Origin of the sequence: Arthrobacter sp. zg.Y820 (assembly GCF_030125555.1) — a bacterium.
Classification (GTDB): domain Bacteria; phylum Actinomycetota; class Actinomycetes; order Actinomycetales; family Micrococcaceae; genus Arthrobacter_B.
This window is the reverse complement of the sequence record NZ_JASKLX010000009.1, coordinates 452,502-467,399: the sequence shown is the minus strand read 5'-3', so window position 1 is coordinate 467,399 and position 14,898 is coordinate 452,502. Positions and strand designations below refer to the sequence as shown.

Below are 14,898 nucleotides of genomic sequence, written 5' to 3'. Positions count from 1 at the left end.
CCCGCCGTTTTGGGATTCTGCTGCCATTCCGGGATTTTCCTGCCGTTTAGGGCAAATCCTGCCGGTCCGCGGCGGCAGGAAATGCCCCAAACGGTCGATTCTGCCCGAAACAGCCGATAACGGGCCGCCGCCCCGGCCGTCCCCGCTCTGGTCCGGACACCCGGCTTTAGTGTTCACTGGACTACATGAGAGCCATTTGGAAGGGTGCCATAGCGTTTGGGCTGGTCAATGTGCCGGTCAAGGTTTATGCCGCCACGGAGGACCACGACGTCAGCCTGCACCAGGTCCACGAGAAGGACGGCGGGCGCATCCGCTACCAGCGCCGCTGCGAGATCTGCGGCGAGGTGGTGGAGTACAAGGACATCGCCAAGGCGTACGACGACGGCGAGCAGACAGTGGTGCTCACCGACGAGGACCTCGCCTCCCTGCCGGTCGAAAAAAGCCGGGAAATCGAGGTGGTTGAATTCGTCCCCAGCGAGCAGGTTGACCCCATCCTGTTTGACCGGACCTACTACCTGGAGCCGGACTCCAAATCCACCAAGTCCTATGTGCTGCTGCGCCGCACGCTGGAGGACACCGAACGCACCGCCGTCGTGCAGTTCTCGCTGCGCCAGAAAAGCCGGCTGGGCGCCCTGCGGGTCCGGGGCGATGTCCTGACCCTGCAGACCCTGCTGTGGGAGGACGAAGTCCGGGACGCCGCCTTTCCGTCCCTGGATGAAAAGGTCCGGATCAGCGCGAAGGAACTGGAAATGTCCTCCGCCCTGGTGGACTCCTTCAGCTCGGATTTCAACCCGGCGGAGTTCACCGATGACTATCAGGAGCAGCTGAAGACGCTGATCGAGGCGAAGCTGGAAAAGGGCGAGGCCCTGGACACGGAGGAGACCTTCGGCGGCGCCGAAGCCGAAGAGGAGGGCGGCAAGGTCCTCGACCTGATGGAAGCGCTGCGCCGCAGCGTGGAAAAGAACCGCGACAAGAAATCCGGCGGCACCAAGGACTCCGGCACCCGATCCTCGTCCCGTTCCAAGGGCGATGACAAAGAACCTGCCGAGAAAAAACCTGCCGCACGGAAAACTGCCGCCAAAACCAGGAAAGGCGCCTAGGACATGGCCATCTCCAACTTCTTTCGGGACCGCAACGGACGGATCCGGATTTTCGAAGTACCCAATCTTCCCGTTCTGGCGTGGGCCGGGTTCGGCGCGGCCTCCATGATGGCGTTGACTCCGCGGTACCGGGATCTCCTTGGCAACCTGAGCAGGGGATCACTGATTATCTGGGCATTGTTGGAAACGGCGCGGGGCCGCAGCCCGTTCCGCCGGACCATGGGCGCAGCCGCCCTGGCCCGGGAAGTTTTGCCCGGCAGCTGACTACTGCTTGTAGCCTTCCACCTCAGAGGCCGGCCGCACCGCCGCGTCATCCGGGTCTTCGCCGGCATGCAGTCGCGCCCGGCGCTGCCGCAGCAGGTCCCAGCATTGGTCCAGCTGCTCCTCGATCCGGCGCAGCTGCTCCATCCGGTCTTCGGGGTGTTCGGCGGCAGAGCTGTCCCGCAGGGACTGTTCCTGTTCCACCAGCTCGGAAATCCGGTGCTGAATCTCGGTAGCGTCCATCCCCCTACGCTAGCGATCCGCCGGTCCGGTGACCAGAACTTTTGCCTCCGCGCGGCCCCCTGCTTCCCCCGGAAGATCACCCCGGAAACTCAGCCCGGAAGCAGCTGGCGGAGGAAGCGGGAGAACCCCTCGGGTGCCCGCCCGTCCCGGCGTCCGGAGGTGATCACGCGGATGCGGTCGGTGGCGGTCCAGGGCGTGCCTGCCGCCTTGAGCCGGGCCACCAGGTCAACGTCTTCGTGGGCCGCCAGCGGTGCAAACCCTCCGGCACGGCGGTAGTCAGCAGCACTGAAGCCCAGATTGGCGCCGTGGATGAACGGATGGCCCTCGCCCAGCGGATGCAGCTGCTGCCAGGCGGAGAGCTCCTCCGCCGTGAGATCAGCCGGGTCCGGAACCGCGCTGCCCAGCACGAGGCCGTAGCCGGCGGCGGCCAGACCGTACTGCCGGACCAGCCAGTGCTCCGGCACCACCGTGTCGGCGTCGGTGTTGGCAATCCACAGCCCGGGCAGCTGCGGCTGGGCGGCGATGCCGGCGGCACGCGCGGCCCCGACGGTGCCGAAAGACCCGGCGATCAGGCGCAGCTCCAGTTCGGGAGCCCACAGGTGCTGCAACCCGGCCACCACCTCGGCGGAACCGTCCGTGCAGGAGTCGAGCACCACGGTGACGGCAGCGCGCACCGCGCATTCCTCTTCCAGCGCCCCGACGGCAGCGCAGACCGAGGACAGTGCGGCAGGCAGCAGCAGTTCTTCGTTGCGGGCCGGAATAACAACGGCCAGGTGTTCAGGAGCCGGCACGAATCACCGCGGGTCCGGTCCGGGGCCCGCCGAAGCCGCAGCGGTCCGAACCAGCACATCGATCCGGAAGTCCTCCTCGCAGTGTTCGGCGAGGACCCGCAGGCCGCCCTGTGCCCGAAAGACCTCATGGACCTGATCTCCGGTCAGTTCCCAGCCGTCGTTGGGATGCCGCCAGTGGCACAGCAGGATCACGCCGTCGTCGGTCAGTGATGCTTCGGTGCGTGCGGCCAGGTCCCGCAGTTCGCTGGGCTGGAGGAAGTAGCCAATCTCCGAGACGACCACCAGGTCAAACCTGCCCTCCGGCCAGTCCTGCGGCACCGCCCCCTGCGCAAGCCGGACATGCGGTGCCGCGGCCAGCCGCCGGCGGGCCAAATCCAGGGCGCTGTCGCTGATGTCCGTGGCGGTCACCGCCTGCGCCCGGGCGGCCAGCTCCTGCGTGAGCACGCCGATGGAGCAGCCGGGTTCAAACACCGAGGCGAACCGGGGGCGCGGCAGCATGGCCAGGCTCAGGGCGCGTTTGCGGTGTTCGTAGAAGCTGCTCTCGAACTGCCAGGGGTCTGACGAGGTTTGGTACAGGTCCTCGAAGACCTCCCGGGGCGGGCGCGGGCGGGTCAGGACAAAGGACTCAAAGCTGCGCTCGAAGTGGGCCAGGACGCCGGGGCTGAGCAGGGCTTCGTCACCCGGCGCGGCCGAGAGCGGCCGGACCTGGCTCACATGGGTTTCCATCGCCCGGGCCTTCGCGGCGGCGGCCCCGCCGAGGGGCAGCAGGACCAAGTCGGCAGGCACCTGCTCCGGGCTTCCCCAGTGCCACAGCCAGATCGGATACTCCAGCAGCGGCAGCCCCAGGGTGCGGGCGAGAGCCGCCGCGGCCAGTCCGGCGGTGTCGTGGTCGGTGTGGCCGTCGGTCCGCCAGGGAGCCGCCAGAATGGTGGTCTCAGCCGCCGGTCCGACAACGGCGGCCAGGGCCGCATCCAGTGCGGGCCGGTGCGCGGCCAGTCCGCCGTCGGGCAGGTCCAGGAAATGGACAGCCGCCTTCGGAGCCAGCTGCGCAACGGCGGCGCGCAGCTCCACCCGCCGGATGCGGGCCAGGTCTTCACGGGTATGGGTGGGCGACTCGGGGTGGGAGGCCTCCCCTGCGGTGGCCACGACGACGTCGACGGCGGCACCGCGGGCAGCGAACGCGGCGATGAGTCCCCCGGCGCCCAGGGTCTCATCGTCGGGGTGCGCCGCCAGGACCACCAGGCGGTCGGTGCCGGGCGGGCAGAGCTGGTCCAGATCCAGGCTGCTGCGGCCGGCCAGCGCGCGGGCCCATTCTTCTTCGGGCACAGAGTCGTCCAAATGGCTGAAGCTCACCAGGGGGCTCCCCCGCCCTGGAGCAGGGACCGGCCGAGCGCGGCGAAATCACGCTCGGCGTGGTGCTGGCGGAGGTAAATCCTCAGGTCGGCGGTTCGACGGGCGTGGTCCTCTTCCAGGGCCAGCGGACCCGGCCCCAGACCGTGGTCGGCCAGCGTCAGGACTTCCGCGGCGGCGTCGGCCACAATGCCCCGCACCCGCTGGGCGAGCAGGGCTCCGTCCCGGCCTTCGGCCCGGCCGGCATCAACCGCAGCGGCCGCGGAATCCAGGGCGGCCCGCGCCGCCTGCAGCCGCGCATCGGCCCGGCCCAGCAGCAGGTGGGCGATCTGATCCGGTTCCCGCTCCTGCGCTGCCGCGAACATCCTGCGCGCCACCCCCGCCGCCCCGCCGTACCAGCAGGCCGCGACGCCGATGCCGCCCCAGGCAAAGCCCGGCCGCCTGAGATACCAGTTGTCGTCGCCAACCGGACGGGCAGCGGCGCTGGCGAAGTCCACCGGCCCGCTGTCCACATCGGCCAATCCGCGGCTGATCCAGGTTCCCGGCACCGGGGTTACGGCAGCCTGGCGCAGGTCCACGGCAAACGCCCGGCGGCGGCCCGCTCCGGTATGCGCGGTGACCACCGCGTGGTCGAGGCTGGAGGCGAGGGAGCACCAGGGCTTGCGGCCGGAGAGCTCCCAGCCGCCGGCCACCGGTGTCGCGGTGAGTGCGGTTCCCGGGCCCTCGGCGGCAAACACTCCCCAGATTCCGGGATCGGCGGCAGTTCCCGCCTGCTCCAGGATGGCCAGGGCGTCCAAATGCGGCTCCACGCTGCGGGCGGCGGTCAGGTCGGCGGCGGCAACGGTGGCAAGAATGGACCACAGCCGTTTTGTTCGGCCCTGCCCGGGATACGGTGCTGCGGCAGCGAGTTCCTCGGCAAGGGTCAGCCCTGCGGACGCGCATCCCCGAACGGCAGCTGCCCGTTGGGAAAGCTCCGGCAGCCCCGGCACTTCCTGCGCGCCAAAATCAGCCTCCGGGAGAGAGAAGGTGTCCACCGTTTCCTTACTCCAAGGATCGGTTTACAGCCTGCCCAAGGTGCGTTGTAGAGAACTTTCTCCCCAGTTTGCCAGTTTTCCGGGGCGGAATCCTCTTCCTCGCCGTGCTCGCGCCACGTTAGGCCGGGGATGTTCGGCCCGGCGCCGAACGCGTGCCGAACAGCAGGCCCAACCCGACCATGACGACGCCCAGAACCAGGTGCAGCCAGTTGTCCGCCGTGTTCAGCGGTACGAAGTTCGCCTCGGAATGATGGGGAACGATCAGTCCGTAGATGAACAGGAGCAGGTAGACCGCTCCGCCTCCAAGAAGATAGAGCCGGGCCAGGCTGTTGGTCCTGGCCATAATGAGCCCGAGAAACCCAAAAAGGAGGTGCACGATGTTGTGCAGGATGGAAACCTGGAAAACGCCGAGCAGGACCGCCTCCGATGTGTGCCCGGAGAAATACAGCGCTTCATAATTGGAGGTAATTCCCGGAACAAAACCCAAAACACCGATAACGATGAAAATAAAACCGAAATACCAGGACGCCCGCTGGGCGTTGGTGCGGCGGAGTGACCGGCCGCTGGTGGGATAGGACATGGTGGTCTCCTTTGCCTTGCGGCCGCGGCCGATGACGCTCAGGACATAGATTCCCCGGAAGTATTCCCCGCGAGGAATGGTTCTTCAACCATTGCACAATGGCCCGAACATGGGAAGCATGCTTAGTACCACTGGTTGAAAGGGAAGGCAGTCATGGTTTTCACCCCGCGCACCGCAATCGTCACCGGCTCGGACTCCGGGATCGGCCGGGCCACCGCCGTCGCACTGGCGGCGGCCGGGCTCGATGTCGGCATCACCTGGCACACGGATGAAGAGGGGGCGAAGGAAACCGCGGACGAGGTGCGGTCGCACGGCCGGCGGGCCTTCACGGCCCAGCTGGACACCACAGACCTGCCCGGCTGCGGCCGGGTCATCGACCAGCTGGTGCAGGATTTGGGCTCCCTGCAGGTGTTTGTCAACAATGCCGGCGCCGGGGACGGGACGCCCTTTCTGGATCTGGACTACAAAACCTGGATGCAGACCCTGGACACCAACCTCAACGGGGCTTTCGTCTGCCTGCAGCACGCCGCCCGGACAATGGTGGAGGCCGGTGAGGAGGGACGGCTGATTGCGGTGACCAGCGTCCACGAAACACAGCCGCGGGTGGGGTCGGCAGCCTACACGGCCTCCAAGCACGGATTGGGCGGCCTGATGAAGGTCATGGCGCTGGAACTGGGCCGCTACGGCATCACCGTGAACTCCGTGGCCCCCGGCGAGATCGCCACCCCCATGACCGGCCAGCACAACGAGGATCCGCACCGGACCGACCGCCCCGGCATCCCGCTGGGCCGGCCCGGGGATGCCCGGGAAATCGCCGCCGTCGTGGCCTTTCTCGCCTCCCCCGCGGCCAGCTACGTCACCGGCGCTTCCTGGCCTGTGGACGGCGGAATGCTGCAGATGGGACCGCAGGGCGGCTCGCACATCACCTCCACCGATTGGTTGGAAGCCTGACCATGGAATCGCTGTGGCTGGCCAGCGCCCCGTCCATCTCCGCCGATGCGTTTGTGCCCGGCGGGTCCTATGACACCGTGGTGGCCGGCGCCGGCCTGACCGGGCTCACCACCGCCCTGCTCCTGGCCCGCCGCGGCCAAAAAGTTGCCGTGCTGGAGGCCAGGCAGGCCGGAGCCGTCACCTCCGGAAACACCACGGCAAAACTGTCCCTGCTCCAAGGACTGCAGCTGTCACGCATCGCCTCCCATCAGGGGCCCGACGGCGTCCGGGACTACGTGGAAGCCAACCGGGCCGGGCAGGACTGGCTGCTGGAATTCTGCCGGGAACACGACGTCGACCACGACATCCGCACCGCGTACACCTATGCGCTGGGCGACGGCGGCCGGCGAAGTTTGGACAAGGAGCTGTCGGCGGCCACCGCCGCGGGCCTTGCGGTGCGGATGACCCGGGACACCGAGCTGCCGTTTGCCGTCTCCGGTGCCCTGGAGCTCGCCGGACAGGCGCAGATTCATCCGCTCCAGGCACTGGCTTCGCTCGCCGCGGAGTTCCGCGCACAGGGCGGAACCCTGGTCCAGGGTGTCCGCGTCACCGGAGCCGGCACCGCCTCCGGAAACCGGGTCCGCGTCATCACGTCCTCCGGCTCGGTGTCCGCCCAGCATCTGGTGCTGGCCACCGGCATCCCGGTCCTGGACCGCGGCGGATATTTTGCCCGGCTCCTGCCGCTGCGGTCCTACGCGATGGCCCACCCGGTCACGGGAGACGTTCCGCAGGGAATGTATCTGTCCATCGATTCACCCTCCCGTTCGCTGCGCACCGCGCGGGTCGAAGGCACTGATTACCTCATTTCAGGCGGCAACGGACACGCCGTCGGACGCCATCCGCACCCGCAGGCGCTGGTGGATGATCTGGCCGGCTGGACGCGGAACCACTTCGCCGTCTCATCCCCTGCCTACTCCTGGTCCGCCCAGGACTACGAACCGGCTGCCGGCCTGCCCTATGTGGGGCAGGTGCCGTTCGGGGACGGCAGCATTTTTGCCGCCACCGGCTTCAACAAGTGGGGCATGACGAATGCCGTCGCTGCCGCCTTGGTCCTGGCCGAGGCAATGGCGCCCGCCGCCGAGGACAGCCGGACGCGGAACTGGTATTCGCCGAAGCTCTCCTCCCGGGATGTGCTCAGCGCCGCGCGGGACAACGCTGAAGTGGGGCTGGAGATGCTGGCGGGCTGGGCCTCCTCGATGGCCGGCACGGATCAGGCCGCTCCGCCCGAAGGCCAGGGGAAAGTCGTGCGCCGAAAGGCGAAGCCGGTGGGCGTTTGCACGGTCAACGGCGAAGTCTCCCGGGTTTCGGCAGTCTGCCCGCACCTGGCCGGAGTGCTGTCCTGGAACGACGCCGAGGCATCATGGGACTGTCCGCTGCACGGCTCCCGCTTTGCCGCTGACGGGAAACTGCTGGAAGGCCCCGCGGTCCGGGGCCTGGATCCGGCCTGATGCACGGCCTTTCGGGCTGTGCGTCAGGCCGGACCGGGGTCCGGCACCGCCATCCGTCCCGCGCCGGCTAGAACCCGGCGCGCGGACCGCCGGATTCCGGATCATCCATGGCGGGATCAGACTCGGGCGCCGCTGCCAGCCCGGACGTCGAGGTGGAGGTCGGGGCTGCCGCAGTCGCCGACGGCGGGGCGTCAATGTTGCCGCGCCAGGCGCCGGTCGCCGCTCCCTGGCCCTCGATGAACTCCTTGAAACGCTTGAGGTCGGACTTCACCTGGCGGTCGTCTGCCCCGACGACGGACCCCACCTTCTCGATGAAGGTCTCCGGATCCCAGTCCAGCTGGACGCTGACACGGGTTTCCGAGTCCCCCAGCCGGTGGAAAGTCACCACTCCGGCGTGGGAGGTCCCGTCGGTGCTCTTCCAGGCGACGCGCTCGTCCGGATGCTGTTCGGTGATTTCCGTGTCGAAAACACGTTCCACCCCGCCGATTTTAGTGATCCAGTGGTTTCGTGTTTCGGAAACCTGGGTTATTGATTCAACGCCACCCATAAACTGCGGAAATGATTCAAACTGCGTCCACTGGTTATACGCAGCGGATACGGGCACAGCAACGTCAACTGATTCTTCTACGGTGGTCATGGAGGTCCCTCCGGTAGTCGGATCCTGCATTATTCGGCTATCGTGCGTACGTCGGACAGCGGTTGCCCGGTTTGTGCCTGGCGGACGTAATTCTGCGGCCCGGCACCTCACGCTACCCAACGGGCCCGCGGAGTTCAACCAGAAGGTAAGCTTACTTAGGTTGGCGGCTGCGGCGGCTCGTCCCGGTCCCGGGAAGCGGACTGCGCAGGCGTCTTTCGGCAACATTTTTCGTCACTATTGGAGGAAACGTGAAGGCTTCTAAAGAACTGACCACCAATCTGCAGGCCGTCCTCGTGGACCTCATCGAACTGCACCTGCAGGGCAAGCAGGCACACTGGAACGTTGTGGGCAAGAACTTCCGCGACCTTCACCTGCAGCTCGATGAAATCATCGAAGATGCCCGCCTGTTCGCCGATGAGCTGGCCGAGCGCATGCGCGCCCTTGAGGCTGTTCCGGACGGCCGGAGCGTTGCCGTGTCCGCGGGCACCTCGCTTGCTCCCTTCCCCGCCGGACTGGTGGACACCAAGGACACCGTGGACCTGACGGTCGCGCTGCTGGAAGCCACTGTTGGAACCATGCGGAAGGTCCACGACCAGGTGGATGAGGAAGATCCCACCACCGCGGATATCCTGCACGGCTTCATCAGCAAGCTGGAACAGTATGCCTGGATGGTGAATGCCGAAAACGTCAAGCCCACCGCCTCGGTGGTCACCCCCAAGCACGCCAACTCGCAGGCAACCGTATAGGCACATCCGGCATCAGCGTCGGACCAGCGGCCGGCCTTCCCCTGCGGGAAGGCCGGCCGCTGCCGTCTGGGCGGGCGGGCGGGTTTTGGCCTACGCCACTGCGTTGCGGACTTCTTCGAGCAGCTCCGTCATCTGGAACATCGCCTCGTCGCCGTTCCCGTCGGCCACGGCCCGCGCCACCCGCTCGTGGCCCTGCAGCGCCACTTCGCGGGGATGGTCGGGCATCAGGCCCTGCTTGGTCCGTCCGGTCAGCACTTCCGCCACCACGGCGTCAAGGGATGCAAACATTTCGTTGCCGCTGGTGCGCAGCAGCAGGGTATGGAAGGCGATGTCCGCGGCGAGGAAGGCGTCCAACCGCCCTTCTTCACCGAGCAGCCGCATGCGCGCGGCAAGCTCCACCAGGGCCTTGCGGTCCTCCTCGCCGGCGTGCCGGGCGGCGCCGCAGGCCGCCATCGGTTCCACTGCCACCCGCAGCTCGGTCAGGGTCCGGTACTGGTCATCCCGTCCCGGCCCGTTCAGGCGCCAGCGGATGATCCGGGAATCAAACCAGTTCCAGTGGGACGGCTCCTGGACCACAATGCCGATCCGGCGCTTGGAGTAGACCAGATTCAGAGCTTCCAGGATCCGCATGCAGTCCCGCACCACGGTGCGCGACACACCGAATTCCTCTTGCAGGCCCTCCAGTGTCAGCCGGGCTCCGGGCAGGAGTACGCCGGCAATGATGTCTGCGCCGATGGCGTCGATGATGGCGCCGTTCATGACGGCTGCCGCCGCCCGCGGCGGCAAGCTGCGCTCCATGCTGTTCCCCTAAATACTGACCCGGATGACTGCCGATCCGTACGGCAGGATCGAAAACCAAGCCTAGCGCGCATTGGTGTTATCAATCACATATATGGTGATACCTTTGTCCTCAGATCACTTAGGAGGGGGCCAGCCCGGCTTCCGGCGACAACGGCGTCCAAGGAGAGAACATGATCCCCACCCCCCAGCACCTCGTCATCATGGGCGTTTCCGGCTCCGGCAAGACCACCATCTCCACGCTGCTGTCAGAGCACCTGGGCTGGATTGCCGCCGAGGCCGACGAGTTCCACCCCGAGGCCAACATTTCCAAGATGTCCTCCGGAACACCCCTCAACGACGACGACCGCTGGCCGTGGCTGGACTCCATCCGGAACTGGATGGACACCCAGGCCGGCAACGGAAGATCCACCATCGTCACCTGTTCCGCGCTCAAGCGCGCCTACCGCGATGTCCTGGTCACCGCCTCCGGCGAGGTCCACTTCATCCATCTCAACGGTGACGCCGCGGTGCTGAGCGAACGGATGAAGACCCGCAGCGGGCATTTCATGCCCGCCTCCCTGCTTCCGTCCCAGATCAGCACCCTGGAGGCGCTGGCCGAGGACGAGCCGGGCGTCGTCGTCGACATTCTCAAACCTCCGGCGGAAATCGCCGCGGAAATCCTGACCCGGCTGAACCTGCCCAGCAACTGACCCCAGGCTCCGGCGCCGCCGCAGCCCCACGCCCAGCAGCAGTTTCTCATTTAGCAACGGAGCACATCCATGACAATTGAAGGCTGGTCCCAAACCCTCGGTGCGGGCCCTCTCCTCCTGATCGCGGCAGGGGCCATTGCGCTGCTGCTGTTCCTGATCCTGAAGCTGCGCCTGCACGCGTTCGTTTCGCTGATCCTGGTGAGCCTGCTGACGGCTTTCGCCACCGGAATCCCGACCAGCAGCGTGGTGACGGTGCTGACCGGCGGCTTCGGTTCGACGCTGGCCACCGTTGCCCTGCTTGTCGGCCTCGGCGCCATGCTGGGCCGGCTGGTGGAAACCAGCGGCGGCGCCAAGGTGCTGGCCGAGACCCTCATCCGGGCCTTTGGCGAAAAGCGCGCCCCGTTCGCCCTGGGCGTCGCCTCCCTGATTTTCGGCTTCCCGATCTTCTTTGACGCCGGGCTTGTGGTCATGCTTCCGGTGATCTTCTCCGTGGCCCGCCGCCTCGGCGGCGGCGTCCTGCGCTACGGCCTTCCCGCCGCCGGCGCCTTCTCCGTCATGCACGTCTTCGTGCCCCCGCACCCCGGCCCCGTCACTGCCTCCGGGTTCTTCGAGGCCAACATCGGCGTCGTCCTCCTTGTGGGCCTCGTCGTAGCGCTGCCCACCTGGTACGTCACGTCCTACCTGTTCGGTCTCTGGGCCGGCAAGAAGTTCGTCCTGCCGGTGCCCGCGGTCCTGGGCGAGATCGACGGCGACGAGATCAAGAACCCCCCGAAGTTCGGCACCGTGGTGGCCGTCCTGCTGCTGCCCCTGGTCCTGATCTTCCTGAACACCGGGCTGAACACGCTGGCCTCGGCCAGCGTAATCTCCGCCGAAGCCGCCGAACAGCCCTGGTTCGCTTTCCTGCGCACCCTGGGGGAAACGCCGGTGGCGCTGCTGATTTCCCTCCTCGTGGCCTGCGTGGTGCTGGGAACCCGGCGCGGCGAGTCCAAGACCGCCATTGAAAAGGTGCTGGAGTCCGCCCTGGGCCCGGTCTGCTCAGTCATCCTGATCACCGGCGCCGGCGGCATGTTCGGCGGAGTCCTGCGCACCTCCGGCATCGGTGACGCCCTGGGCTCGGTGCTCAGCGATCTGGGCGTTCCGCTGATCCTGGCCGGCTTCCTGATTGCCGCCATCCTCCGCATTGCCCAGGGTTCGGCCACCGTGGCCCTGACCACTGCGGCCGCCCTGATCGCCCCGGGCGTGCTCGAGGCCGGCTACAACACGATCCAGACCGCCGCCATGGTGATCGCCGTGGCCGCCGGCTCGGTGGTGGTGAGCCACGTCAACGACTCCGGTTTCTGGCTGGTGGGCCGCTTCATGGGCATGGATGTGAAGACCACGCTGAAAACGTGGACGGTGCTGGAAACCCTGATCGGCGTCATGGGCTTTGCCATAGCGGCAGTGATCTTCGGCCTGGCGTCGCTGGGCTAAACAGCGCACGACGACGGCGGGGCACCTTCACGGGTGTCCCGCCGTCGCTGCGTCCGGAGGTACTGCAGGAACTGCCGGGAAAGAAGTGTCAGTGCCGCGTGAAAGCATAAGAAGTTACGAAATTTTCGGTGCTTCACACCGCCCTATGGAAGGACCCCACGCACCATGATGGGTGGTCATCACGCAGCATCAGGCGCCGCAGCCTGGATTGCCGTCGCTTCAACCGCACCGCACGCCCTTGGCTGGTATCCGGTCACTCCCCTGGGCGTGGTCACCGGGGCACTCCTCACCGCCGGGGCCGCCCTGCTTCCGGACCTCGACCATCACAGCGGAACGATTGCCCATTCCCTGCCGCCGATCACGAAGATCCTGGCCCGGATCACCGAGCGCATCAGCGGCGGACACCGCCGCGGCACGCACTCCCTGCTCGGACTGGCGGTGTTCGTCGCACTGGCCACGGCCCTGGGCAAGGTCACCGCCGTCGTCCCCTTCTTCGGCTCCTTGGCCGTGGGTGCCGGACTGCTGTCAGTGCTCCTGATGGGGTTCGCGCTGAAGGCGCTCAAGATAGCCGGCGGCCCGGGCCGCAGCTGGCTGCTGGCGCTGGGGTTGTCCGCCTTCATTGCCATTTACGCACCGGAAAACAACGACTGGCTGCCCGTGGCCGTTGGGCTGGGTGTCGCCGTACACATCGTCGGCGACCTGCTGACGCACCAGGGGGTCATGATCCTGTGGCCGCTCCGGATCAAGCGTCCGCGGTCCCTGGCGGGCATGCCCGTGCTGAACAAGCTGTGGCGCAGCAGCGGCTGCATGTCACTGCCGCTGATCGGCGCCGCGGGGTCCTGGCGCGAATGGGCCCTCATGGTTCCGGTCACCGTTTACGCCATTTACGGGGTGGTCCATGCCGCCTTCCTGACGCTGACCTCCTGGGCAGTGGCATAGCGTTTAGCGCTCAGCGGAGGAAAACGGGGTCGTTCACAGCTGTGAACGACTCTGGCGGATAATGGAACCGTGGAACTAGCTCTCTTTGCTGTCATCGGCGTGGCCGTCATCGTCACCGTCGCCGCCTTCTCCAAGCGCCTGGGCATTGCCGCGCCGCTGATCCTGGTGGTGGTCGGACTCGGACTGTCCTACCTGCCGGGGCTGCCGACGTTCACCGTTCCGCATGACGTGATCCTGATGGGAGTGCTGCCGCCGCTGCTCTACGCCGCCGCGGTAAACGTTCCCGTGGTCGATTTCCGGCGGAACTTTGGCGCCATTTCCAGCCTGTCGGTCTTTCTGGTCCTGTTTTCCGCCGCCGCCACCGGCCTGCTGCTCTACCTGCTGCTGCCGGACCTGGACCTGGCCGCCGCCATCGCCCTGGGCGCCGTGGTCAGCCCGCCGGACGCCGTCGCCGCCACCTCCATCGGCAAGAAACTCGGCCTGCCGCCGCGGCTGGTGACGGTGCTCGAAGGCGAGGGGCTGGTCAACGATGCCACCGCGCTGGTGCTGCTGCGCTCGGCGCTGGCCGTCAGCGCCGGCAGCCTGTCCAGCATCTGGGCCGGAGTGGCGGACTTCGGGTTCGCAGTGGCGGCCGCCGTCGTCGTCGGCCTGCTGGTGGGCGTCGCCACCGTCTGGATCCGTTCCAAACTCAACGATCCAACCCTGGACACCGCCATTTCCTTCGTGGTGCCTTTCCTGGCCTTCATTCCGGCCGAGGAAATGCATGCCTCCGGCGTGCTGGCCGTGGTGGTGGCCGGGCTGTACACCGGGCACCGCAGCGCATCCGCCTTCAGCGCCCAGGCGCGGATCAATGACAGCGTCAACTGGCACACCGTCCAGTTCCTGCTGGAAAACGGCGTCTTCCTGCTGATGGGCCTGGAACTGCGCTATCTGGTGGAGAACATCAATCCGGATCTGCTGACCGTCGGCGAGTCGGTGGGGATCGGCCTGGCTGTCACCGCTCTGCTGATCCTTCTCCGCTTCGCGTGGATGGGCCCGCTGATCCTGCTGCTGCGCGCCAAGGTCGGCTACCAGGAACGGCGCACCCACCGGTTCCGCGCGGCGCTGGACCGGCTCAAGGAGCAGGAACCGGGGAACGAACGCTCCCGGCGCCGCGCCGATCGCGCGGAGGACCTCTACCGGCGCCGGCGGGCGGACATCACGCAGCTGCGCAGTGAAGGCCTGGACTGGCGCGGCGGCATGGTCATTGGCTGGTCCGGCATGCGGGGCGTGGTGACCCTGGCCGCCGCACAGTCCCTTCCGGAAACCACCCCGTACCGGGAGCAGCTGGTGCTGATCGCGTTCACGGTGGCCGTGGTGACGCTGCTGCTGCAGGGCGGAACCCTCCCGTGGATGATTCGGATCCTGGGGGTCCGTGGCGCGAACGCCGCGGCGGACCAGCGCAGCCTGGCCACCCTGCTGGATCAGATCAGCGACGCCGGACTGAAGGTCCTGGAAGATCCCCAGGCCTGTCTGCAGCAGGACGTGGATGTGGACCCGGACGTGGTGGAGCGGGTGCGGCAAAGCACCTTCCTGCGCAGCGAACTGGCCTGGGAGCGGGTCAAGGCCCTGGGTGTCGGCACGTCCCCCACTCCGCAGCTGCAGTACCGCGAACTCCGGCGCGCCGTTGTGGACGCCGAACGCGAGGCCCTGCTGCTGGCCCGCAGGGAGGGATATTTCCCGTCCCGGACCCTAGCGGACGCGCAGCGGCTGCTCGATCTGGAGGAGTCCCGGCTGAAACCGCGGCTGGGCGAGCGCTAGTCCGGCCGGCTCGGGGCTG

15 protein-coding genes and 1 pseudogene are annotated in these 14,898 nt (G+C 67.3%); 9 read left to right on the top strand and 7 right to left on the bottom strand.

Going from position 1 to position 14,898, the window contains the following annotated elements; genetic code table 11:
- Positions 1–185: 185 nt before the first annotated feature.
- Together ku and QNN99_RS11175 are read left to right on the top strand one after the other, a co-directional pair.
- On the top strand, positions 186–1,100 hold the full coding sequence (gene ku / locus QNN99_RS11180; protein WP_229966517.1) for a non-homologous end joining protein Ku: 915 nt from the start codon (positions 186–188) through the stop codon (positions 1,098–1,100).
- A gap of 3 nt (positions 1,101–1,103) precedes the next feature.
- Positions 1,104–1,364, top strand: a complete 261-nt coding sequence (locus QNN99_RS11175; RefSeq protein ID WP_229966516.1) for a hypothetical protein — start codon at positions 1,104–1,106, stop codon at positions 1,362–1,364.
- On the opposite strand, the gene QNN99_RS11170 is transcribed toward QNN99_RS11175, so the two are convergent.
- From QNN99_RS11170 to QNN99_RS11150, 5 genes are all read right to left on the bottom strand, one after another.
- Positions 1,365–1,604 carry a DUF2630 family protein gene (locus QNN99_RS11170; RefSeq protein WP_229966515.1) on the bottom strand — a complete coding sequence of 80 codons (240 nt, stop codon included), beginning with the start codon at positions 1,602–1,604 and terminating at the stop codon, positions 1,365–1,367.
- An 89-nt stretch (positions 1,605–1,693) separates the two neighbouring features.
- A complete protein-coding gene (locus QNN99_RS11165; RefSeq protein ID WP_229966514.1) occupies positions 1,694–2,395 on the bottom strand; it encodes a glycosyltransferase family 2 protein in 702 nt (233 codons plus the stop codon).
- Between the two features lie 3 nt (positions 2,396–2,398).
- Complete coding sequence (locus tag QNN99_RS11160) at positions 2,399–3,748, bottom strand: bifunctional PIG-L family deacetylase/class I SAM-dependent methyltransferase (RefSeq protein WP_229966513.1); 1,350 nt, start codon at positions 3,746–3,748, stop codon at positions 2,399–2,401.
- Positions 3,745–4,779, bottom strand: a complete 1,035-nt coding sequence (locus tag QNN99_RS11155; protein ID WP_229966512.1) for an acyl-CoA dehydrogenase family protein — start codon at positions 4,777–4,779, stop codon at positions 3,745–3,747. Before QNN99_RS11155 ends, QNN99_RS11160 begins: the two co-directional genes overlap by 4 nt.
- Before the next feature lie 118 nt (positions 4,780–4,897).
- Positions 4,898–5,359 carry a DUF4383 domain-containing protein gene (locus QNN99_RS11150; RefSeq protein ID WP_229966511.1) on the bottom strand — a complete coding sequence of 154 codons (462 nt, stop codon included), beginning with the start codon at positions 5,357–5,359 and terminating at the stop codon, positions 4,898–4,900.
- 153 nt (positions 5,360–5,512) lie between these two features.
- Here QNN99_RS11150 and QNN99_RS11145 point away from each other — a divergent pair, with 153 nt between their 5' ends.
- Both QNN99_RS11145 and QNN99_RS11140 read left to right on the top strand, forming a co-directional pair.
- The gene (locus QNN99_RS11145) at positions 5,513–6,310 is read left to right on the top strand and encodes an SDR family oxidoreductase (protein WP_229966510.1); all 798 of its coding nucleotides are present in this window, start codon (positions 5,513–5,515) and stop codon (positions 6,308–6,310) included.
- A 2-nt stretch (positions 6,311–6,312) separates the two neighbouring features.
- A complete protein-coding gene (locus tag QNN99_RS11140; protein WP_229966509.1) occupies positions 6,313–7,797 on the top strand; it encodes an FAD-dependent oxidoreductase in 1,485 nt (494 codons plus the stop codon).
- Positions 7,798–7,990: 193 nt separating this feature from the next.
- Here the strand turns inward: QNN99_RS11140 and QNN99_RS11135 are convergent.
- Positions 7,991–8,434 (bottom strand): annotated as a pseudogene (locus QNN99_RS11135) (SRPBCC family protein); the annotation flags it as partial.
- A 248-nt stretch (positions 8,435–8,682) separates the two neighbouring features.
- Between QNN99_RS11135 and QNN99_RS11130 the strand changes: the two are divergent.
- Positions 8,683–9,180, top strand: a complete 498-nt coding sequence (locus QNN99_RS11130; protein ID WP_229966508.1) for a Dps family protein — start codon at positions 8,683–8,685, stop codon at positions 9,178–9,180.
- Positions 9,181–9,270: 90 nt separating this feature from the next.
- On the opposite strand, the gene QNN99_RS11125 is transcribed toward QNN99_RS11130, so the two are convergent.
- Complete coding sequence (locus QNN99_RS11125) at positions 9,271–9,978, bottom strand: FadR/GntR family transcriptional regulator (protein ID WP_229966507.1); 708 nt, start codon at positions 9,976–9,978, stop codon at positions 9,271–9,273.
- 173 nt (positions 9,979–10,151) lie between these two features.
- Here QNN99_RS11125 and QNN99_RS11120 point away from each other — a divergent pair, with 173 nt between their 5' ends.
- The 4 genes from QNN99_RS11120 (at position 10,152) to QNN99_RS11105 (ending at position 14,879) form a co-directional block, all read left to right on the top strand.
- A complete protein-coding gene (locus tag QNN99_RS11120; protein ID WP_229966506.1) occupies positions 10,152–10,670 on the top strand; it encodes a gluconokinase in 519 nt (172 codons plus the stop codon).
- A gap of 69 nt (positions 10,671–10,739) precedes the next feature.
- The gene (locus QNN99_RS11115; RefSeq protein ID WP_229966505.1) at positions 10,740–12,140 is read left to right on the top strand and encodes a GntP family permease; all 1,401 of its coding nucleotides are present in this window, start codon (positions 10,740–10,742) and stop codon (positions 12,138–12,140) included.
- A gap of 165 nt (positions 12,141–12,305) precedes the next feature.
- Entirely contained in the window at positions 12,306–13,079 is a 774-nt protein-coding gene (locus tag QNN99_RS11110; protein ID WP_229966504.1) for a metal-dependent hydrolase, read from the top strand.
- A 69-nt stretch (positions 13,080–13,148) separates the two neighbouring features.
- Positions 13,149–14,879: a cation:proton antiporter gene (locus tag QNN99_RS11105; RefSeq protein ID WP_229966503.1), complete on the top strand. Its 1,731-nt coding sequence runs from the start codon at positions 13,149–13,151 to the stop codon at positions 14,877–14,879.
- The last annotated feature ends 19 nt before the right edge of the window (positions 14,880–14,898 follow it).